The sequence below is a fragment of the Mucilaginibacter sp. genome (assembly GCF_041660805.1).
Lineage (GTDB): Bacteria > Bacteroidota > Bacteroidia > Sphingobacteriales > Sphingobacteriaceae > Mucilaginibacter.
Genome location: NZ_JBAZVP010000009.1, coordinates 39,032 through 60,927 on the forward strand (window position 1 = coordinate 39,032; position 21,896 = coordinate 60,927).

The 21,896-nt window shown below is 42.0% G+C and carries 18 protein-coding genes and 1 pseudogene; 3 read left to right on the forward strand and 16 right to left on the reverse strand.

Going from position 1 to position 21,896, the window contains the following annotated elements; all coding sequences use genetic code 11:
• Nucleotides 1–176 precede the first annotated feature (176 nt).
• Nucleotides 177–1,220 carry a hypothetical protein gene (locus tag WC743_RS13435; protein ID WP_373012525.1) on the reverse strand — a complete coding sequence of 348 codons (1,044 nt, stop codon included), beginning with the start codon at nucleotides 1,218–1,220 and terminating at the stop codon, nucleotides 177–179.
• A 76-nt stretch (nucleotides 1,221–1,296) separates the two neighbouring features.
• A complete protein-coding gene (locus tag WC743_RS13440; RefSeq protein WP_373012526.1) occupies nucleotides 1,297–2,445 on the reverse strand; it encodes a helix-turn-helix domain-containing protein in 1,149 nt (382 codons plus the stop codon).
• 204 nt (nucleotides 2,446–2,649) lie between these two features.
• Here WC743_RS13440 and WC743_RS13445 point away from each other — a divergent pair, with 204 nt between their 5' ends.
• Nucleotides 2,650–3,168, forward strand: a complete 519-nt coding sequence (locus tag WC743_RS13445) for a GNAT family N-acetyltransferase (protein WP_373012527.1) — start codon at nucleotides 2,650–2,652, stop codon at nucleotides 3,166–3,168.
• Nucleotides 3,169–3,208: 40 nt separating this feature from the next.
• Here the strand turns inward: WC743_RS13445 and WC743_RS13450 are convergent, their stop codons facing one another.
• Together WC743_RS13450 and WC743_RS13455 are read right to left on the reverse strand one after the other, a co-directional pair.
• Nucleotides 3,209–3,937, reverse strand: a complete 729-nt coding sequence (locus WC743_RS13450; protein ID WP_373012528.1) for a LytR/AlgR family response regulator transcription factor — start codon at nucleotides 3,935–3,937, stop codon at nucleotides 3,209–3,211.
• Nucleotides 3,934–5,064: a sensor histidine kinase gene (locus tag WC743_RS13455; protein WP_373012529.1), complete on the reverse strand. Its 1,131-nt coding sequence runs from the start codon at nucleotides 5,062–5,064 to the stop codon at nucleotides 3,934–3,936. The genes WC743_RS13450 and WC743_RS13455 overlap by 4 nt, the downstream gene beginning before the upstream one ends.
• A 239-nt stretch (nucleotides 5,065–5,303) precedes the next feature.
• On the opposite strand from WC743_RS13455, the gene WC743_RS13460 reads away from it, so the two are divergent.
• Complete coding sequence (locus WC743_RS13460; RefSeq protein ID WP_373012530.1) at nucleotides 5,304–5,615, forward strand: hypothetical protein; 312 nt, start codon at nucleotides 5,304–5,306, stop codon at nucleotides 5,613–5,615.
• A gap of 53 nt (nucleotides 5,616–5,668) precedes the next feature.
• Here WC743_RS13460 and ispG read toward each other — a convergent pair whose 3' ends face one another.
• Nucleotides 5,669–7,702: a (E)-4-hydroxy-3-methylbut-2-enyl-diphosphate synthase gene (ispG, locus tag WC743_RS13465; protein ID WP_373012531.1), complete on the reverse strand. Its 2,034-nt coding sequence runs from the start codon at nucleotides 7,700–7,702 to the stop codon at nucleotides 5,669–5,671.
• Nucleotides 7,703–7,817: 115 nt separating this feature from the next.
• Between ispG and WC743_RS13470 the strand changes: the two genes are divergently transcribed.
• On the forward strand, nucleotides 7,818–8,651 hold the full coding sequence (locus tag WC743_RS13470) for a hypothetical protein (RefSeq protein WP_373012532.1): 834 nt from the start codon (nucleotides 7,818–7,820) through the stop codon (nucleotides 8,649–8,651).
• On the opposite strand, the gene WC743_RS13475 is transcribed toward WC743_RS13470, so the two are convergent.
• From WC743_RS13475 to WC743_RS13525, 11 genes and pseudogenes are all read right to left on the reverse strand, one after another.
• Entirely contained in the window at nucleotides 8,628–9,638 is a 1,011-nt protein-coding gene (locus WC743_RS13475; RefSeq protein ID WP_373012533.1) for a phosphotransferase, read from the reverse strand. The two genes, WC743_RS13470 and WC743_RS13475, sit on opposite strands and share 24 nt — an antisense overlap.
• Nucleotides 9,639–9,732: 94 nt before the next feature.
• Nucleotides 9,733–10,587, reverse strand: a complete 855-nt coding sequence (locus tag WC743_RS13480; protein ID WP_373012534.1) for an NAD(P)-dependent oxidoreductase — start codon at nucleotides 10,585–10,587, stop codon at nucleotides 9,733–9,735.
• A gap of 85 nt (nucleotides 10,588–10,672) precedes the next feature.
• Nucleotides 10,673–10,930: pseudogene (locus WC743_RS13485) on the reverse strand (Txe/YoeB family addiction module toxin).
• Nucleotides 10,927–11,118 carry a DUF2683 family protein gene (locus tag WC743_RS13490; protein ID WP_373012535.1) on the reverse strand — a complete coding sequence of 64 codons (192 nt, stop codon included), beginning with the start codon at nucleotides 11,116–11,118 and terminating at the stop codon, nucleotides 10,927–10,929. The pseudogene WC743_RS13485 and the gene WC743_RS13490 overlap by 4 nt, the downstream one beginning before the upstream one ends.
• Nucleotides 11,119–11,228: 110 nt before the next feature.
• Nucleotides 11,229–12,560: a TldD/PmbA family protein gene (locus WC743_RS13495; protein ID WP_373012536.1), complete on the reverse strand. Its 1,332-nt coding sequence runs from the start codon at nucleotides 12,558–12,560 to the stop codon at nucleotides 11,229–11,231.
• 4 nt (nucleotides 12,561–12,564) lie between these two features.
• Nucleotides 12,565–14,202, reverse strand: coding sequence for a TldD/PmbA family protein (locus WC743_RS13500; RefSeq protein ID WP_373012537.1), 1,638 nt, complete (start codon nucleotides 14,200–14,202; stop codon nucleotides 12,565–12,567).
• A 227-nt stretch (nucleotides 14,203–14,429) separates the two neighbouring features.
• Entirely contained in the window at nucleotides 14,430–16,181 is a 1,752-nt protein-coding gene (locus WC743_RS13505) for a hypothetical protein (RefSeq protein WP_373012538.1), read from the reverse strand.
• A complete protein-coding gene (locus WC743_RS13510) occupies nucleotides 16,181–18,301 on the reverse strand; it encodes a hypothetical protein (protein WP_373012539.1) in 2,121 nt (706 codons plus the stop codon). Before WC743_RS13510 ends, WC743_RS13505 begins: the two co-directional genes overlap by 1 nt.
• The gene (locus tag WC743_RS13515) at nucleotides 18,294–19,796 is read right to left on the reverse strand and encodes a BatA domain-containing protein (protein WP_373012540.1); all 1,503 of its coding nucleotides are present in this window, start codon (nucleotides 19,794–19,796) and stop codon (nucleotides 18,294–18,296) included. Before WC743_RS13515 ends, WC743_RS13510 begins: the two co-directional genes overlap by 8 nt.
• Before the next feature lie 70 nt (nucleotides 19,797–19,866).
• Entirely contained in the window at nucleotides 19,867–20,745 is an 879-nt protein-coding gene (locus tag WC743_RS13520) for a DUF58 domain-containing protein (RefSeq protein ID WP_373012541.1), read from the reverse strand.
• 102 nt (nucleotides 20,746–20,847) lie between these two features.
• Entirely contained in the window at nucleotides 20,848–21,843 is a 996-nt protein-coding gene (locus WC743_RS13525; protein ID WP_373012542.1) for an AAA family ATPase, read from the reverse strand.
• Nucleotides 21,844–21,896 lie beyond the last annotated feature (53 nt).

The following is a 21,896-nucleotide window of genomic DNA, read 5'->3' on the forward strand; positions in this document are numbered from 1 at the left end:
GATTATTTTATTATTTATGATTGCTTACCTCCGTTATTTATCAATGGTTGTGCCAATATGCATTTGGCAGAAAAAATAGTTTGGAGATGGCAGTATGGTAACAATCAGTCAGAACAGGTTACATTGTGGTGACAGGTTGGCAGAATTTTTAGGTAAATCCGGATGATAAATATTGCCTAATTTTCTTTCCGGATATCAATCCGGATATCCTTATTTGCCATACGCCCGCTTACTATTTTAAAGCCGGGGCCTGCTCCGCGCTGTATGGTAGCGTAAAGCGTATCATGCAGGTTTGCCGGGTATCGCCATGTCACTTTAAATTGTTTTGATAGGTTATTATATTCATAGCTGCCTATCCATCGTTTTTGATAATTCCCGTACTCCATCACAAAGTCGGCATTATCAATAAACACTTTTGTTAATACGCTATCGCCATAGGCACCCTGCTTTTGCAATGGGTTACTTTTCACTTCGTACTTGCCATATATCTCGGGGTGGGTTGCAGGAAATTTATATGCAGCCATCAATATAACGGGAATAAACACGGCAGATAACCGCAATGCATTTTTCTTAAGGCCATTCTCCAAATTTGCGGGTAAGCTGCCCGTTGTTAAAAAGAACTCCTTTAGCCTGCCATAATCTAACAGCAACAAATATACCGCTGCTATGGTGAGCAGGGTAATATAGATATTCACTACCAGGCCCAAATTATAAAACCAATCAAGCAGCAGGATATTAAAAAGAATAGGCAGCAGTACTATAACGGCCAGTAAACTTGTCCGCTTAAACAAAAGCATAACCGCGCTAATTATTTGCACGCTTGCTATAATTACAGTAAATGCATAATACTTGCCAAAAAAGGCCCATACTAATTGCTCGCCATCCAAACTACTGAAGGGGTTATCCAGCACTCCTAAAGGGATAGCAAACTGCAAATGAAATATCTTTTGCAAGCCAAACATAACCATATCCATTGCTATGAAATAGCGAAGCATGGCATTCCAAAAGGCAAAGGTAGTTGCGGGCGACAAGCTGCCCTTTCTTTTACGGATTGTTATTAAAACTATGGTTACTAAAAGGGCCAGGATAACCAGGCCGATCAGTACCAAATAAGGTATCTGCGGGATAAACCTTTTGCCTATTCGTAAGCTAACAATAAGGCCAATTACACTTGCCATAAAACAGGCCAGTGCGTTTTTAGAGTAAGATATTTGTGTCATAAATAATTGATTTGACACAATTTTAAGCAGATGTACGTAGCCTGTCGTTCGGTATTATCCACCCGAACGCATTAGCTTAATTACTTGCGGGGATAGTTTGTGCAGGTTGGGCCTTTGTACTTTGCACAAACTGGCTTGGCGATAAGCCCGTCTGCTTTTTAAAGGTAGTATTGAATGTGGTTTTTGAATTGAAACCCGCGTTGTAGGCAATGCCTAAAATATTAAGATGTTTGTACTTGTCAGACAGCATGAGTTGTTTGGCTTCTTCAACCCGGTAAGCATTTACAAATTGAAAGAAACTTGCCCCGAAGCATTCGTTTAGCAGATAAGAAAGGTCATGAGTGGAAATAGCCATCTCTTTTGCCAGTTCGGGCAGGCTCAGTTCGTTATTCAGGTAAACCTTTTCGGCGGTCATTAATTGCGTTAAATGGTTTTTTAACCGGACTGTTTGTTCTTCAGAAAACCGTTGCTTAACAGGCTTTGTATTTTCCTGCCGAATTACCTGTACAATTTCTTCCAGTTCGGTTTGCTCAAAGGGATACACTTCTTTTTGGGCCAGCATAAAATAGCCTATAACCAATACGCCTGCAAGGTATGCCGCAGAACTGTATAATGGCATCCACGGAGCTTTTAGTGCAGACCCAACAACCCATATGACAAGCATAAACGCTATGCCCAGGAGCAGGTATCTTAACCAATTAAGGTTTACTTCGCCGGTTGCCGAATTTATTAATCTGATGTTCTTTTGATGCTGATTAAGTTTATACCAGGCCAATCCCCAATAAACAAGGGGCTGCATTTTCGCAAACAGCAACATTAACCCCGGTAATAAAGAAGAATGAATAAAACTACCGGATACATGGTACCCCTTTACAAAAACAACCGGAACCATGTAAATAAAAAACAGCAGGAACGGTATAAAATGCAGGTACTCTTTAGCCTTCAATCTTTTATCCGGCGATGTGAAATGCAGCACGCTTAAGTAAAGCGCCGGTGCTATAATAAACCTGGATAGTTCGTTAAACGCTATCAGCCGTGTGTAGCCAGCCTCTGCACCAACCTGGTAGATTATGCTGTTAAGCATCATACATCCGGTAGAAAACAAAAACAAGCCAAACCATTTATTAGCGACTACATTTAGTTTGGCCGGATTGAAAAATGAGATGAGCGCCAGCAAAAAAAAGCTCACACAAGTAATATTATTTAACAGAAGCTGTGGTGTCATTGTAATAAAACTACAATTATAAAATCGCTTTTAAAAACATATCTTTACATCAATAAATAAAACGCCGCTGCAACCCAACACCTTAAACAGGCACACTACATTGCCTGGAATTGTATAACAAACAGCCTTTACCCCGGCTGTGATCTCACTCACTTAAGCAAGTGACCAGAAACTTTATTGTTATATAATTTAAAAACCAACACCATGTTTTTTATTGAATCTGAACGGTTAAAACTAATACCGTTAACACATGCCCAGCTTTTGTTATGGAAAGAAAGCCGCGAAAAGCTTGAACTGTCAATGGGGTTAAACCCATCTCATATGATCATAGACCCTATTTGGGAGGCAGAGATAGCCGATGCACTCGTAAATTGGTTTATCCCCAAAACACTCCTTTATCCCGATGATTTTAAATGGCACACCAATTGGGAAGTTGTGCTCAAAAGCACTAATACCAGTATTGGAGGAATAGGCATAGGCTACCCCGACGCCAATGGCGAAGCAATAACCGGCTATTCGTTAGACAAAAACCATCAAAACAAAGGATATGGTACCGAAGCGTTAAAACGTATTTGCCAGTGGGGCTTTGAGCACCCTGATGTTAAAACTATTTGGGCTGATACCGCCGCCGATAATTATCCATCGCAAAGGATACTGGTTAAGGCGGGTTTTATAGAAACAGGCAAAAAAGAGGCTAACCTACTATTTAAACTGTATAAATAAATACCTATAACAACAAAGCCTGCTCAACCGGCAGGCTTTGTTAGTTTAAAAGCATCCGTTCTGCCTTTAGTTTCTTTTGCACTTCCTGCTTATAATTTCTGCCGATGGGTAACTCATGGCTGCTAATATTTATGCTATGGGTGTAAAATGAATCTATTTTAGTTAGTGCCACAATAAAGGACCTGTGGATGCGCAGAAACCTGTTCTCGGGCAGCATTTCTTCCAGCAGGCTTATCTTTTGCTTTGTAATATATACCTGCTCCTTTACTACCACTTTTACATAGTCGCGCAGGCTCTCGATCCATAAAATGTTGTTGATATTCACTTTAACAGTTTTCCGGTCAACCTTTAAATAAATAAATGATTCGTGGTCGCTCACAGGCACCTCATGTGTTATTAACGCCCTGCTGTTATTGGGTAACTGGTATACTTTATCTACAGCCCGCAGGAAACGGTCAAACGGAATAGGCTTTAACAGATAGTCTACAGCGTTCAGTTCATATCCTTCCAGGGCATATTCACTATAAGCAGTTGTAAAGATCACCTTGGGCGGATTTTTTAAGTTCCTTAACATATCAGTGCCGTTAATTCCAGGCATTTTAATATCCAAAAACATCAGGTCTATCGTTTTTTGCTGCAGTAACTGAAAAGCCTGTATAGCATCACTGCATTTACCTGCAATTTCCATTTGGCTAAAGTTGGCCAGGTAATTTTCTATCACCTCAATAGCATGCGGCTCATCATCAACAATTAATACCCGAATTTTCATACCGTTGCCAATTGTTTTAATGATCGACCTTGTTTTGCCCGCTGCGAAACTAATTTCAGGTCGAGGTTAAGCACTATCAGAAAAGTATCTTCCTCATCCATTATTTTTAAGTTAGATATGCCGGGGTAAAGCAGATCTAACCTTTTGACCGCATTTTTTAAACCAATATGCCCTTCATTATTCTCCCCTGCAGTTATCTTCTTTTCGGGCTTGCTATTTGCTACCTTCAGTTTAAAGCTTTCTCCCTTAACAGTAATATCTATATTTATCCATACCTGTCCGGTTTTTTCGCTTGTACCATGTTTAAAGGCGTTTTCAATAAATGGCAGGATGAGTAAAGGGGCTATTAATTTATCCTTTAGATTTCCGTTTATGTTAAAGCTGATGTCAATACGGTCTTCGTAACGCAATTTCTCAAGCTTTATATATTGCTGCATCATAAATACTTCCCGCTCCAATAACACCTTATCTGTATTACACTCATAAAGCATATAGCGTAAAAGGCCCGACAGGCCTAAGATGATCTGCGGTGATTTTGGCGACTGGTTAAGGCTTAAAGCATATAAATTATTTAAAGTATTAAACAAAAAGTGAGGGTGTACCTGTGCTTTCAAGGCATTCAATTCAGCTTCTAACGCGGCCTGTTTACGTTCATACCACATCTTAAAAAGCTTAATAGCCATCACAAAACCAATGGTAAGGTTAGTACCTTTTAAAGCGTTTACCAGTGAAACCTTATTAAACAGGCATTCAAGAAAAGGCCCCCGGTTAGATGCAAGATAATCAACATCTGTAATGTTAAACTTTGTTATCAGATACGGGATAATGAATATTAAGCCAATGGACCGGCTAACTAAAACAGAAACGGTTGCCAGCAATATAAATAACAAAAGAAACTGAAAATATTTACCCTTGAACAGGTATGCCGGCACCAGCCAATAAGCAAGTGCATAGTAGTATGCAATTTGTATGGGCATGTAAAAAGCGTTGTTCCGTAATGATGTCAAAAAATCGACCTGTACCGAATATATGCTGGTAATAAGAAGCGATACTATTACCCAAAATAGCACATGCTGGGCCACCCGGGGCATATGAACATCTTTTGCATGAAAATTTATCGCATTCATACTACTAAAATAACCTATTGTAAGTAAAAGAGAACAAGCGCTTTAACAAAATTCGACAGACGGCATCCCTTTGGCGACAAACTGCATCAAAACAGACAAAAGCGCCGCCTTATATATGACAAGACGCACATATTACCAATTAGTTACCGTTTGTATGCAATTAGTTGCTATATAACACCATGTGTCTTTAATGATATCGGCACAAAATACTTTAGCTGCATAATTAAATAAACACGGTCATGAAAAAATATATCATAGCAGCAATTATAGTATTAGCAACCGCTTTTTACAGCAAGGCACAAAATACTAAAACAGCCAACCAGGGCTTTTGGGTAATTGAAAGCAATGTGCATGCGCCCAAAACACAAATAGTAAGGTTTTATAATGACAGTTCGAAATTGCTATACGAAGAAGTAATTAATACGCGGCTGAATATTAAGCGCAAGAAAAATCAGCAGCTTTTAAACCAGATCTGTAACAAGCTGCATGAGCAAAAAGAAATTATAGAAGGTAATAAGCTGATAGCGGTGGCTTTTAACCTAAAGCATTAAGATTGTTTTATTTAACCGAAAGTTCAAGGGCCGGCGCGAGGCCGGTCCTGTTCTTATGCCGGTTCTATCCAGTTACCATCGCCCTTAATAATGCCTATAAGCTCATCTAATGCATTGGCAGAATTGATGTTCTTTTTCACAGCTTCTTTACCCCTGTAAAGCGTTACTTTATCAGTACCTGAACCTACATAGCCATAATCAGCATCGGCCATTTCGCCGGGGCCATTTACTATACAGCCCATAATGCCAATTTTTAAGCCTTTAAGGTGACTTGTTCTGCTGCGGATCATTTGCGTGGTAACCATCAGATCAAACAAGGTACGGCCACAGCTTGGGCAGGAAATATATTCTGTTTTTGAGATGCGCGACCTTGTGGCCTGCAATATCCCAAAAGCGGTTGAAGTAATAATATCGGTTGCTATCTGCGGGGCATCAATCCAAATACCATCGCCAAAACCATCAACCAATAATGCACCCAGATCTGTAGCAGCCTGCAGCTGAAGTTGAGATGTGAGATATGAGATATGAGATGTGAGATTGGAATTATCTTCCGGACTTTCCGACTCAAAGCTGTAGTTCCTCTTCATTATCACCGGCACGTTCAGTTCCATTTCCTGTAGTTTCAGAAAAAATGCGCGCTGGTCTGCCATACCATGGATCTCATCAGTTTCCAGCACAAAAACAAGTGTGTTATCTAATGGGATCAGTCCAAATGCTTCTGTTTCCAGGTCGGCGTTTTTAATCCGGACCAGATTTAAGGTTGATGTGCGGTCTGTAGCATTAATGTATTCCTGCAAGGTAAATACAGGGTGGCAAAGGGTTTTGTTAACCAGTTTTTGCCAGGTTGGGTAATTGTATAATTGTTTTAAGTTGCCCGGTAAACTAAACGATGGCAGGCTATCACCCAGATAAACAAAATCAACCGATTGCTCGGCCATATTATATTTATCCAATGCGGGCGAATACAGGTAACCGGCATCATTCATCACCGCAGGGTCTTTCAAATTGGCCCGCGACAGATCGACCACCACCCTTGGCACCATGTGCCCGCCTATAAAAGCATTGGCCTCATAGGTATCGCGTTTTTTGTATTCGTAGGGGTTATGTTGCCTCACCCCAGCCCTCTCCAAAGGAGAGGGAGTTATTTCGTCTTGATTCTTGTCTCTTGATTCTTGGCTCCTTAAAGTATATCTTTTCACCAGCGCAATGGCTACCGGTGCTTCGGCTTCGGGTTCTTCGGTAAGGGAAACGCGGACGGTATCGCCAAGGCCATCCTCTAATAGGGTACCTATGCCCACGGCAGATTTTATACGCCCGTCCTCACCGTCGCCTGCTTCGGTAACGCCAAGGTGCAGCGGGTAGTTCATGCCTTCGGCAACCATGGTTTGTACCAGCAAACGGTATGCTTGTACCATTACCTGCGGGTTACTGCTTTTCATTGATACCACCAGGCTGTAATAGCCCAGTGTTTCGCACATGCGGATAAACTCCATTGCCGATTCTACCATGCCCTGCGGGGTATCGCCATATCGGCTCATGATCCGGTCGCTTAGCGATCCGTGGTTAGTTCCAATACGCATAGCGGTACCATACTCCTTACAAATTTTTACCAGCGGGGTAAATTTTTGAAAAATACGTTCCAATTCGCCGCGGTACTCCAGGTCGGTATAATCTAACTGGTCGAATTTCTTTTTGTCGGCATAGTTACCGGGGTTAACACGTACTTTTTCAACAATACGGGCGGCCACTTCGGCAGCGTTGGGGGTAAAATGGATATCGGCAACCAGCGGCACATTGTAGCCACGCTGGCGAAGTTGTTTCTTTATTTCGGCAAGGTTATTAGCCTCTTTAATGCTGGGCGCTGTAATACGCACATATTCGCAGCCGGCATCAACCATGCGGATAGACTGTTCAACCGTACCAATGGTATCCATGGTGTCGGTAGTGGTCATGCTTTGTATGCGGATAGGATTATTGCCGCCCATAGGCACATCGCCAATATTCACCTCGCGGGTAACAAAACGCGAATATTCGGTTAATGAATTACAGTAACGGCCTTGCAGCAACTTAACAGCATCAGCATTCATGCAGTGTACAAATTAATAAGTTACAAAAATACAAAAGATGTTTGAAGGTTGGAATTTGTTTATGTTAGCTTGCAGTAAACTTAAGTGTTACTAAAAAACTTATATATTAGTATTCATGCTGAAGAATCTCATTTATGCAATTAGCTGCATTTTTTTCATGGTTTCATGCAAAAGCAGCACTAAACAACCGGCACAAGTTTCTACTGCTACAAAGCCTGATCCAACTCAATCACTTATACAAAATCTAAAACCTATCATTCAGGGCGTGTGGGTAAAACAAGATTATATTGAGAAGATCATCCAAACAAGATCGCCTATACAGGCAACCGATAAAGTAATTGGCATTACCACTATGCATATTAATTCGGCCCAAATTGATGGCGACAGTTTACTTGTACGTGTTGGTTACGATAACTACCAACCGGGTGATGTGATCCTTAAATTCCGGCCCGGAAAAAACAGATCTGCATTCCTTTTTGGCGAAGATGAGTTGGGATATTCAACCCAAAACAACGATACAACTTTAGTTTTATACCAATATTATAACAAGCAATGGGTATTAACCCCTTATGTTAAAGCTTTAAAGCAATCAACCGGTAACGATTTGCAGGAAGGCATTAATTACCTTATCAATAAAGGGTTAATTGCCGGGAATTACACATTAAAAGATAGCACGGGTAAACTTAAAGAAATTACATTTAGAGATGATGGCACCGTGTCGGGCCTGCCAAACTTTAAAAGGTACTTTGTGGAGAACAGCTTTGAATCTAAAAAAATGAATAACCTGGATCAGCTTACTTTTAACATTTTCAGCAGTGATGAAAAAACCTACACTTTTAAAATAGAAAACAACTCCCTAACCCTGTACGAAGTAAAAGCAAATGCCGATTCGACCTTGTTAGTAAAAGGCAAGCTTAAATATCAATTACTGAGGAAGCCCGGCAGGTAGATCAGCGGTTACGTTATCTTCAAAATACTTTTTGACCAATAAATTGATAAACCTTTTCAGATACACCTCGTTTAAAAACACGTTAGACCAGTTATCAAATCGCTGGCTCTGTATCCCCAAATAAAAGAAATATAAAGCAACGCCCAGCATTGGTACAACCCTTTTCTCTTCGTTACTTATTTGAGTGATCGATTCATAACCGGCAAAAAAACTTTCCTTTTTCAGTTCCCGCTCGGCCTCATCTTTTTCTGTACTGTGCAACTGCAAAATGTAATAGGCAATATCGTTACAAAGCCAGCCGTTACCGCAAAAGTCAAAATCAAATATGGTGATATTGCCATCTTCAGTAATATTCATATTATCAAACCAGATATCCATGTGCACGGCACCTTGCCTTATCTCGTTCCGGTTCACATTATCAAGCGCGTTCAATAAATATTTTTGTGCCGATAACATCCACGCCATTTCATCAGAATCAGCAGGCAGGAATTTATTGATGTGCTCAAACGGATCTACAAGCAGCACCTTCGGGGTATAAATCACCCTTTGCAACTCCAAATTCAGTGTAGACTGATGGATGCGGGCCATTGTTTCACCAACCTTATAATGCAATCCGGCAGAAAGATTGAGCTGTTTACCCCCTTCTGCAAAAGAGAACAGTACACCTAACCTATTGCCCTCTGGCGCGTTTAGTTCCTGAATGTAGTTGTTGTTACTATCTGCGATTGCATAGGATACAGGGATATTATTCTGGCGAAGTAAGTTAAGCAGTTTGATCTCTTCTAAAATTTCGGTTTTAGTCCGCCAGTTTAAGCTGTATACCCGGAACACAAATTTAGCACTGCCATCAGTAATTAAATAGCTGTGATTGATGCCTGTTTTTAATAGCTTACAGGTCGTGCCAGTACTTAAAGCATAAAGATTTTGCACAAAATAACCAACGTGTTTTGCAGAAAGCGTAGAACTAATAACCGGAAATTTTTGCATGGTGATAAGTATTAGGATGGGCACTGCAAATAAACAAAAACGCCATTGCTATTACGCAATGGCATTAAATTAAATTATATCAGAAAATTTACTTTCACTTATCTAAATGCTTGATAACGGCTACCAGGTCCTCATTACCAAACCCAGCTTCTGCATCAGCAAAAGTTTGTAAAGCTGCCTCACCCAAAGGAGACGACAGGCCAATATCCTTTGCCAGGCGCAAATCTTTTGTAATATTCTTTAAAGAAAATGCCGGGCTGTAATTATTATTAATGATGGCATCGCCTTTTATTTTCATAAATGGATTGGCTAAGGCGCTATTATTAAGCAAATTTAAAAGTGTTTCGGCTTCAATGCCGTTTTGTTTAGCCAAAACAACAGCCTCTGCCAAACCTTGTGTATGAATGCTCAGCAAGGTATTGATGGCCAGTTTAGCCGCATTGCCCGCGCCGGTTTCGCCAATGTGCACTGCCATTTTACCCATTTTTTCTAACACCGGTTTTACCTGTTCAAACACATTTTCATCGCCGCCGGCCATTATCACTAATTGGGCGGTCTCCGCCTGCTTAACACTGCCTGATACCGGCGCATCCAGGTAATGATTACCTTGCTGGGTACATAAAGCGGCCATTTCCTTACTTATCGCAGGCGATACGGTGCTCATATTAATGATGACCTTGCCCGTTAAATTGGCTTTAAGCAATCCGTCTTCCCCGGTAAAAATTTCACGGATGGCTTTATCATCGGTTACCATTATAATTACCACATCTGTTTGCTGTAACAATGTACCGGGGGTTGGCGAGGTATCAGCGCCCTGTTCTTTTAATGATGCTTCCTTCTCTTTACTCCTATTGTAAACGGTTACCGGGTAACCTGCTTTTACCAGTTGCTGTGACATGGGGATGCCCATTGTACCAAGGCCTATCCAACCAATTTTTATTGTATTCATGTAGAATGTTTATTTAAGATGCCTCAATAAAAAACGCCATGGTTTAATAACAATGACGTTTAATTATTAGTTTGACTATAACGTTTTAATAATGACCTTTTAAAGAAAGAATATATACAACTTCATCTTCTACCTCATATACTAACCTATGCTCTTTATTAATTCACCTTGACCAGGCGCCAGATAGATTATATTTCAACGGTTCGGGCTGTCCAATACCTTCGTAAGGGTTGTTAATAATTGATTCAAGTAAGTCCTTTATTTTTTTAACTACTTGCTGATTCCCACTCTTTTTAAAAAAGTTAAAGTCCTCGTCAGCCTGCTTGGTGAAGCTTACAATCACAAATCAGATATGTTAACTGTTCTTGTTTCACCATTTTTTACCTGCACTCTGCTCTTTTGTATTTTGGCCACAAACTCGGGGTCATAAACAGATTTATTTTCCTCAAAGGAGATTTTAAACGCTTTCATAAAAGCCTTCAAAGCATCCAACTGCTCTTTATTGTCGGGATGTACAATAAGTGTTTCCATATTCAAATTTAATCATTTTACAATTTACTTTCTGTCACCTCTGTTTAAATAAAAAAAGTTGCAGTACCATTTGATACCGCAACTTTGATTTATGATTTAATTAAAACTTCCTAAACCGCGTCAGATAACGAGCTGAATGTAAAGTCGCGAATTTTCATTGGCGGTATCAGGTAGCTGCGGTAGCTTTCAATACTGATGCTGCGTTCCTGTTTGCCCAGGGCTTCCAGGTTGTTCAGCATAATTACCGGGCTCTCGTTAAACCTAAAGTTTTTGATAGGGAACTTAATCTTTCCGTTCTCAATATAATACGTACCGTCGCGGGTAAGTCCGGTTAAGAGCAGCGATTGCGGATCAACCATACGGATATACCATAACCTCGAAACTAAAATACCGCGCTCGGTGCCTTTTATTAGTTCCTCTAAAGTTTGGGTACCACCTTCCATAATCATATTGCTGCCATTTGGAACCGGCGCCACGCCTTTTTTCTGTGCCCAGAAGCGTGAGTATGCTAAATTCTTCACTACACCCTTATCTATCCACATCGTTTTCTCGCGTGGCAGGCCGTCGCCGCCCCAGGTTGAGCCGGGCAGGTCAGCATTAAACGGATCTGAGTAGATGGTAACTTTAGGATCAACCAGTTGCTCACCTAAACGGGTACCACCGCCTTTTTTACTTAAAAAACTCCGGCCTTCTTCCGCGCTGCGTGCATCAAAACGGAACATGCTCTCCAGCATATAGGTAGCCGCAACAGGCTCCAGAATAACGGTATATTTTCCCGGCTCAATGGCCCTTGCACCTAACGAGCTGTTGGCCTTCATGGTAGCAACCCTTGTGGCAGATGCAGTATCCAGTTTTGATACATCAGTAAAACCACGTGCCGCGTAACCCGACGCTGTACCGGCCTCATTACGGGTGGTGATAGTGAAAGTTACATCACTGCTTTTATTGTAAGCAAACAAACCTTTAGAGTTCATTATCGCGTTAAAACCGCTTGAGTTTTCTAAAAAGCCCGCTGCATTCAACTTGGCATCTTTGGTAATAGCAATACTTTTACCCACCATTTCCGCACGGCTCTCCGGCGTCATGCCTGCTGTATTTGCATTATAGGTTGGCGATTCTTTAAACTCACTTGGCCCCAGCATCGGCATATATTCCGGGTTGGTTGGCGCCAGTTGTGCCAGCTCTTCTGAACGGCGGACAACGCGCTCTAAAGCGGCATCATCAAATTCATTTATAGTAGCAGTACCTGCTTTTTTGCCGTAAACAGATGTTACAGCCAAACTTACCGTACTGATATCGCCCGCTGTAGAAACCGCGTTTAAAGCATAGCGTACGTTACCTCCCTCATTGCCGCCAAGGCTCACTTCACATTCTTCGGCTTTTGAATAGCTAAGCACTTTCTTTAATAAAGCCTGTGCTTCTTCTTTAGTATATATAGGCATATTGTTATCCGATCTTTCTTTTTGTGTTGATTACATTAACCCCGTTAAATCTTGTTGTTGATGACCCGTGCGATACCGCGCTTGACTGGCTCGGCTGGCCTTTACCATCATTGAATGACCCACCTAAGCGATAGTCACGCTCATCGCAAACCTGCGCACATGAGTTCCAAAACTCCTGGGTGTTGGCCTGGTAAGCAACATCATTTAGCATACCTGCAATTTTGCCTTCTTTTATCTCGTAAAATAACTGGCCGCCAAACTGGAAGTTGTAACGCTGCTGATCTATCGAGAACGATCCGTTCCCAATAATGTAAATGCCTTTCTCAACATTCTTGATCATATCATCAACGCTTAACGGTGTTTTGCCCGGCAGTAATGATACGTTTGGCATCCGCTGGAACTGTACATCCTGCCAGCTTTGTGCATAGCAGCATCCCTGCGATTCTTTTAAGCCGATAATATGCGCCTGATCACGGATAGCCTGGTAATTTACCAGTGTACCATTTTTAATGATATCCCATTTTTTGGTACCTACACCTTCATCATCATAACCAACAGCGCCCAATGAACCAACCTGGGTTTTATCGCCCACTACGTTTACTTTATCACTGCCGAATTTAAAGTTGCCCGATTTCCATTTATCAAGTGTAAGGAAACTGGTACCGGCAAAGTTGGCCTCGTAACCCAGCACACGGTCTAATTCAGTTGGGTGGCCAACAGACTCATGGATAGTTAACCAAAGGTGACTTGGATCAAGCACCAGGTCGTACTTGCCCGGCTCAACCGTCTTCGCGGTTAATTTTTCGCCTGCCTGTTTAGTGGCAAACTTCATATCCTCTATAATATCGTAACGCTTTTTGTAGCGCGGGGTAACTCCCTGAACAGTTTCTGATGGCGACGGGATCAAATACTCATAACCCATCCCAACCGGCGAACTTAACGAGTTACGGGTTTCAAAAGAACCTTTTGAAGGATCAATTTTGGTAACCGTGAAGTTTGGATAAAGGCGGTGAACATCCTGATCAATGTATGAACCATCTGTTGATGCAAAATATTTTTGCTCGTTAACAGCGAATAATAAGGAGTTTACAAAGTTAGCGCCGCCTGATATTGCCGCCGCGTTAGCGGTTAACAACAGATCAACCTTGTCTTTAATTGGCACCTCGAAAGCATTTTTTTCCATCGGGGTTTTCCAGCTTACTTCGCCATAACCTTTTTGTGGTGCCAGCTGCACCGGCGGACTACCAATTTTGGCGTTTGCCTTGGCAACAGCTACAGCGCGTTTGGCGGCTTTGGCTATACCTTCTTTAGTTACCTCGTTGGTGGCGGCAAAGCCCCAGCATCCGTTGGCAATTACACGCACACCTATACCATATGATTCGGTATTGGCTACGTTTAACACGCGGTTTTCGCGGGTTATTACAAATTGGTTAAGATAACGGCCAATGCGTACATCGGCGTAGCTTGCACCGGCCGCTTTCGCGGCGGTAAGCCCTGCATCTGCAAGTTCTTTTTTAATCCGCACATCAACGGCATTAAGCGCCTCCTGTGGATCAATTGTTTTACCAAAACCAGGCATACCGGGCAGCATCATAGCTCCCGCGCCCATACCCGTTAAATAAATAAAGTCTCTTCTTCTCAAAGTTTTTCCTCCAATTTGTTTTTAGCCACCCCGGCAGGGAAAGCGGTATATGTATTATGAACCATTATGAGCAACAGCCCAAAAGAAAAAATCTATTATTCTGTTCAATGTAGAGACACAATATTTTGTGTCTCAAACTGCGATGAATTATTACAGCAGTTATTATTATACGGGAGCCACAAAATATTGTGTCTCTACTCTAAATAAATCAACTTAAACAGATGTTATTATGAAAACTTAGTTTCAATCCACAAGAACGTACATGCTGCAAGTAGCAAAATATAAAAATATATTTTTGGGGTATCAATCCGCACTGATTCATGTATTTGTTTTGTTACAATGCCGGGTTTAGTATACGCATTTTCGTATTTTTTCGTTACAGCGATTTTAGCCGAGGCTTGTATCATCGTCCACCCTGTTTTAGGATAGGTGTACCACCAGCTAACGGCATTATTTTGGCTTACAGATTGCCAGCCTTCTGCTGATGGCCAGTACAACGCGCTAAATTCAAAAGGTACATCCGGGTTTTGTATCGATGCTATATTTTCACCATTTATATTAACCGGGAATTGCTTGTTGTTGCCTACTTGTAACAAAACCGGCTCGTTCACAAATGGGATTGCTGCTATCGAAACTTCATTAACCACATCGTTACTTTTACGGGCCACTTTACTGATCAGTACCGACCATAACGACGAGTAGTCTGCTTTATCACCGGCAAGCATCCAGCTAAAAGTATTGCCCAGCGTAGTAAAAACTATTTTGCCCGAACCTGAAATGGTACTGTTAGCCAAAATGTGGTTTTGCGCGTTAATTACCAGTGGCTGGGTACCATTTTGGTAATTGATAAAAGCTGAACCACTGCTTAGCTTAGCTGAACTTTTTGTACCGTTAATAATGAGCGCCGATGGCACAGGCTCTTTCCCCGATGGCCTGTCGACAGGGAAACCTCTTTGCAACCATGACGACTTACCAGTACTATCAGCTTTTACAATTACGCCCAGGCCATTGTCTGCTACTTCCTGTTTTAAGGCCGCGCTTTCGGCGCCGCTTAAAGCATTTAATACAGAAAGGTCGCCTATTAGCACGTCAAATTTATTAAGGGTTGGTGCAGACAATCTATCCAACGGAAACTGGGCTATATTAATGAACTCTGTATTAAATTTATCCTTGCTGATAGCCGATCGGGCGGCAACCGAATAGCCATTTTCGCTCAGCCAGTTCTTTAAAAACCTATTTTCAAAATCCGGCGAAGCGGAAAGCATTAAAACCCTTAGTGGCTTAACGGCATCTATCTGTACAGGCAAACTGCCTTGTATATTATTATCGGCAAGTAAAGTATAAACTACCCTGCCGCTTGTTTTAGGAACGGTAGTTAACGCAAATGTTGCTTGTACATTTGGCTGAATAGTGACCGAATCTACCCCCGTATTTAACCCCTTTAGCACCAGTTTTATTTTTTGAGTCGATTGATTATTATAGCTGCCTTGAATATGCAATGCCTCACCTGTTTTTAGTTTGCTGTTATAACTAATGTTGGTTACCCCTGCAGATAACTTAGCAGGATGAAAAACAAGCGGCCTGTTGCCCAATTGCTGCAGCTCGTATTCATTTAAGCCGAACCCATAAACATGCAATTGTTCGGTTTTATTTAATTCATTTGGGGTGATGAGTTGCGCATGAGGATGGACTTTTTTCACCATCTCATCAAAAGTGAATGTCTTTGCATTTTTATCAGTCAGGCTATCGGCATTAAACCCGGCTGTTAGCAAAATGGTTTTATGTTCGTCAGATCTATCTACCTCGCTTTGATAGGTTAGAGGCAAAGCAATACACGCTAATGCAGCGCATGCAATAACTATGGCGGCAATACGCCAAAGCAACCAGTGTTTATTGGCGCGTTTAAATTCCTGCCATACCAACCCGGTTGCCAGTAATATGCAGATAATGATGACGATATATGTCCAGTTGGCCTGCATTAATTATTAGCTTGTTTAAGGTTTTTAAAATAGCGGCCAGATAAGCCCATATCGGCGGTAGCCTCGTCTGATCTTGGCATATTTTTTATTGATACCAAAGTTTTTTGGATAGCCCGCTCCACCATATTTATATCAGACACATTTATTTTTTGTGCCGATATTATCCTGCGCATGGCGCTTAGCGCAGGCAAGTAAGTACCCGGTTGTGCAGACGCAATTTCGCTTAAGCGTTGATTAGCCAGTTGCAGTGTACGGTTATCTGCGGAGGTTAATACTGGTTTTAGTTTTAAGTTTTCCAAAACACCTACCGCATTCTTCAGCACCGCCTGGTTATCGGCAGGTGCTTTTATATCCTGCTTAGTCACCGGCTCAATGATCTTATCCAACTCACCGCTTAATCGCTTTTCAGGCTTTAGCGGCGGCGGGTTATATGATGTTTTGGCCACAAATGAACGCGATTTCTGTTGCAGATCTTTTAACAAGCGCAAGGCTTTATAAGCAAAAGGCAGGGCGGCCTGTGGCTTGTAAAGGCGCAGCTGTAGTTCGGCTTTCCACATTTCAGTGAGAGTAGCTTTAAGCTGTGCTTTTATCGCGGGTTCTAAAAACTGCGCATCTTCGGCCTTGTCATGGTCGTCGGTATATTCCTTCAGGATCTTGGCACCATTGCTAAAATCGGCGGGGTTAGATAGCTCATCACTACCTTTAGGGCCTTCAACCGTTTCATCTTCTTCGCCTAAAAACTTGCCGTAGCGCAGGCGCAGCAGCTTTTGATCAATACCCAAATCATTGCTGCGTGCATTAAATTTTTCTATACTGATGGTATCCTTATCCTTGATGAGTTTCTCGGCATCAATAATAATTTGCCGCTCACTCCTGAAAAATTCAGGTTTCAAACTTGAGCCGGATAGCACGCCATCCATGCTGAGCAACTCCGCGGTATCCTGTATAGCAACCGTAAATACATCGGTGCGGCTTTGCTGTTTGTGGGTATCCTGTGCCTGTACATAAAAATACAGTTCATCACCCGGCTCCATATTTAGGGCGGGTAAGTCAATCAGCTTCTGTACATCGTATTGAGGGTTATGATCGCCAAACGTTGCGTTAAAGTTCAACTTGTATTCTTTAAACTTAACGCCCTCGCCCCTGCCTTTGGCAACGGTTGCCACTATCAACGCATTAGCAATGCCATAGTCGTCATTCAGTGAGGCATTAATGTTTACTTTTTGCGCTTCGCCCGCATCTATATAGGTATATTGTTTTGGCGTTTTTACATGCAGCACCGGCGGGCCATCTTTTATTACCTGTATTTGATACAGATCAGATAGTTTGCCATCAATACTCACCTGGTAAAAGCCGGGTTTATTCACTCCCCTTTGCGCGGACCATCGCGTATACTCGCCTGTGTTTTTCAAAGCGATGCGTTCCTTATCATTAAAGATTAAATAAGCGCTTTTAATGGCTACGTTGGTTTTAATTTCCCAGTTTATCACGGCGTCTTCTTCGGCGGTCAGGTTAAACTTATCTTGCGAGCGTTTAGCTTTGCCGGTATAAGCAGGTGGGGAAATAGTCAATTCCAATCCCTCTATCTGCGGTAAAACTTTCTCAGACGGTGCAGATTGGGCAGTGGATTTTTTATTACTACCTGATAAATAACCCAAATGCCTGTTTTGCATTAGATTATTAAAAGACCACATAAAAATAATAGCTATTAATAAACCTTTCAGGGAATATTTAAGCCGTTTTGCAAATGGCTTATGACTTACCTTTAAACTATCTAAAACAGTTTCAGTATTTGAAAGGCTCAATAACTGGAGGATATTTAGTTGTTCTGCGGGTTGCAATACCAGGCCGGCGCTTTCCTGCAGCTCTGGGTATTCTTTATTGAGGAACCCGGCTATTGCTTCGTTAGTTAATCTCCATGGGCGGCTCCGGCTGATGAGTAAAGCTAACACTACAACAAATATTACCCCCATCACTACCACCGGAACGGTAAAAAAATGATACAATACCGTGATGGAAAAAATAGTTAAAGCAACGGAAGCTACCACATCGGCCAGTAATTGGTATACTAGCCACCGTTGGCGCAGGCTGTTTATTTTATTTATCCCCTGCTTAGCCATTGGTTGGTATGGTTTTAGTTTTGTGAGATAAAATGCGCTCGGCAATAAACAATGCTACTACCAGCAGCCAAAAATATTTCGATAGATCAACCTGCTCAGCCGGGTTAGTTGATGCCACTCCGGTTGTTTGTTTTATTTGTATGGGTTGGATCTGTTGGTTTGTCAATATCCGCTTATCAAATTTTTCGGGCTGCTGATAACTATTATAATTGATCAGTTTCAAAATCATTTTGGGGAAATCATCGCTCCAAACCAGGTCGTTCCAATTAGGGTTAAACCGTGTGTAAAAGCGGTAGATATTTGTTTTTTTCTGGGTTTTTTTGTCTAAAACCGGTGTCCCAAAACCGTCATTCCAAACAGGTTCATTTTTATCCACTGATGCGATCAATTTGTTCAGCGCAATCTTTTTATTGGCATTAAATAAGGCATCGCCTGCATCAATCCATGAGGCTGTTGATGCTACTTTTCCGTTTTCATATTTGAAAATATTCTTGCTGCTGTTTAACAAGTCGCTGCTCACCGGCTCATCAGATAACCAGAACAACCATTCCTGTCCGCCCGGTATTTGCGCCGGATTATTATATTGCCTGATACTGGCTTTACGCCCCGTAAAATTCACAACCGCTGATAAGGCCGCTTTTAAATAACCGGCATCCAATGCATATTTATCTGTATAAATAGCAATCCGTAAAGTTGAGGTATCTACCTGTACCGCTGCATGTTCTGAATTTTTAAAACTTACAACGGGCAGCCCGTTTTGGACTTTTACATCTATATCCTGGTTACCGTCGTCCTTAATAAATTGCTCAGTATAATATGTACCAGCTGGGTTGCCATTACCCTGTGTTACTTTTATAGTATTGTTAGCAGTAAATGATGCGGTAGCTATCCATTTACTAACCGAATCTGCCGTGGTATAAGTTTGCCAGTGCAGGTTTAATCCGGTTGCTGGCTTTGCTCCATTAAAGTGGTTGCTGCCGTTCGGTGTAAATACATATACCGGTAATGCCGATGAAACCTTGTTATTCAATTGCTTTACCAACCCCCAATAATTATTGGCAGGTGCCGTGTCTCTATGGTTAGTATCGGCTAATATTTTAGTGAGATCGCCCTTGGCAAAACCACTTTCAAAATAATGGAATTCATAACCTGCGCGGGTAAGCGAGTCAATTGCAGGTTTAAATTTTTGATAGCTTTCTTTTAAATTTTCTTTCGGTAGCAACACCCAGCCTTTTACTTTCTCTGTCGATCTCAAATGCTGCCAAACAGGCGCAGCCAGGAAAAATGCGAGCAGGCCCAGCAATAAACACCGAAGGATAAACAACAATATATCTACCAGTTTAAAACTGCGGCGGTTGGTTTTTGAAGCTTCGCTGATGAGCGATATGCTGCCTACCTTTAAAGTTTTGCCCGGCTTTATATTCCACAGGTGTATTACAATGGGGATGCTTAACGCGGCCAGTGCAAAAAACCATATGGGAGATAAAAACTGCATAAGCCTCACCTAAATCCTCTCCAAAAGAGAGGACTTTAAAAATATTTGATGATGTATATTATTATTCATGTTAAATAAATCCTTTTTTACGCTGCATCAGGAATTCTCTTAAGGCTTCATCCAGCGGCCGGGCGGTACTAATCATTTTATAGGCTATCCGCTTGCCTAATAGATCGCTTTTTATGGTTGCTAAATGCTGCTGTAATTTTTCCTGATAAGTGGCTTTGGCACGTTGTGCATTCACTTGTATGGTTTGGCCGGTTTCCAGATCTTCCAAAGTAGAAAAACCTTTAAAATCAAAATCCAGCTCGTTCTGTCCCATTAAATGAAAAACCACTATCTCATGCTTTAAAGCCGCTAATGTGGTTAACAAATTATTGATCTCCCCACTTGCCTGGTACATATCGGTTACAAAAACTAACAGTTCCTTGCGCCCCGTTCCTGCAAACAATTCTTTATAATGTGCAGGCTTGGTAAACGTGCCTGCCGGATGTACCTGCTGTAAATGGTAGTACAAACGCTGCAAGTGCTGTGGGTCGGGTTTAGATGGCAGGGAAAACAGGTCGCCCTCTTTAAATACATTTAACGCTACCGAATCTCCCTGCAAATTGGCCAGATAAGCCAGTGATGCGGTCAGGAAGCGGGCGTAATCAATTTTTTTAACGCCGTTGTCATCATGGTTCATAGATGCGCTTGCATCTACTAAAAACCTTACGGAGATACTGGTTTCAACCTCCGATTCCCTGATATAATACCTGTCTGACCGGGCAAACATCCGCCAGTCGAGCCAGCGCAGGTCATCGCCCGGCTGGTAGCTGCGGTACTGGCTAAATTCCAATCCCGGGCCTTTAACGGTGCTTTTATTAAACCCGTTCATAAAGCCATCAATAACCGTTTTCGCCAGTAATGGCAAATCCTTAATGGTCATTAATACTTTAGGATCAAGCATTTAGCCTCCTCTAAATCTCCTCCAAAGGAGGAGACTTTAATTTAAATAGTTTGTAATATAAATTCATTGAACCCTCTCCTTTGGAGAGGGCAGGGTGAGGCTCTATAGCGCTCCTTTACGCTCTATAACTTTTAACAGCTCTTCGGTTACCCTGTCAGAGTTGATGCCCTCTGCTTCAGCTTTAAAGTTCATTAATATGCGGTGCCTTAAAACCGCAGGTGCCATAGCCTGGATATCTTCCATTAAAACGGAGTACCGGCCTTTTAGCAACGCGCGGGCTTTAGCGGTTAGTATTAATGCCTGGCCTGCGCGCGGGCCTGCTCCCCAGCGTACCCATTCTTTAATATAGGCAACGGTAGTAGTATCGGGGCGGGTGGCGCGTATTATGCTGCTTACGTAGCGGGTTAAATCTTCATTTATGGTTACCTGCCTTACCAGTTCCTGCGCCTGGGTAATTTCTTCGGCGGTGATAACGGCTTTAACATCGGCCTTTTTTGAGCCTGTGGTACGGTTTAATATTGCAAACTCTTCCTGCTCGGTTGGGTAGCCAATTTTTATCAGCAGTAAAAACCTGTCTAACTGGGCTTCAGGTAAAGGATAGGTACCGGCTTGTTCAATAGGGTTTTGGGTAGCCAATATAAAAAACGGCTTATCCAACGGATAGGTTTGCCCGCCATAGGTTACTTCAAATTCCTGCATTGCCTCTAAAAGGGCGGCCTGTGTTTTGGGCGGTGTGCGGTTAATTTCATCGGCCAAAATAATATTAGCGAACAACGGGCCTTTGTTAAATTTAAAGAAACGCTTACCTGTGGCATGGTCTTCTTCCAGTATCTCGGTACCAACAATGTCCGTCGGCATCAGATCGGGCGTAAACTGAATGCGCCTGAAAGTCAGGTGCAGTGCCTGCGACATGGTTTTTACGATGAGCGTTTTTGCCAACCCGGGTACACCCTCCAGCAGGCAGTGCCCGCCTGCTAAAAATGCAACCAGCAGTTCATCTAAGATATGATCCTGACCAACAATTACCTTTTGTATCTCGGTTTTTAACTGTGGTAGTTTAGCAAGCAGTTCCTTAATGTTGTTTTCGGTAAGTTCCAATGCGGTGTATGTTTTTAATGCTGATGAACAGCGAATAAATCTTTTATGAACAA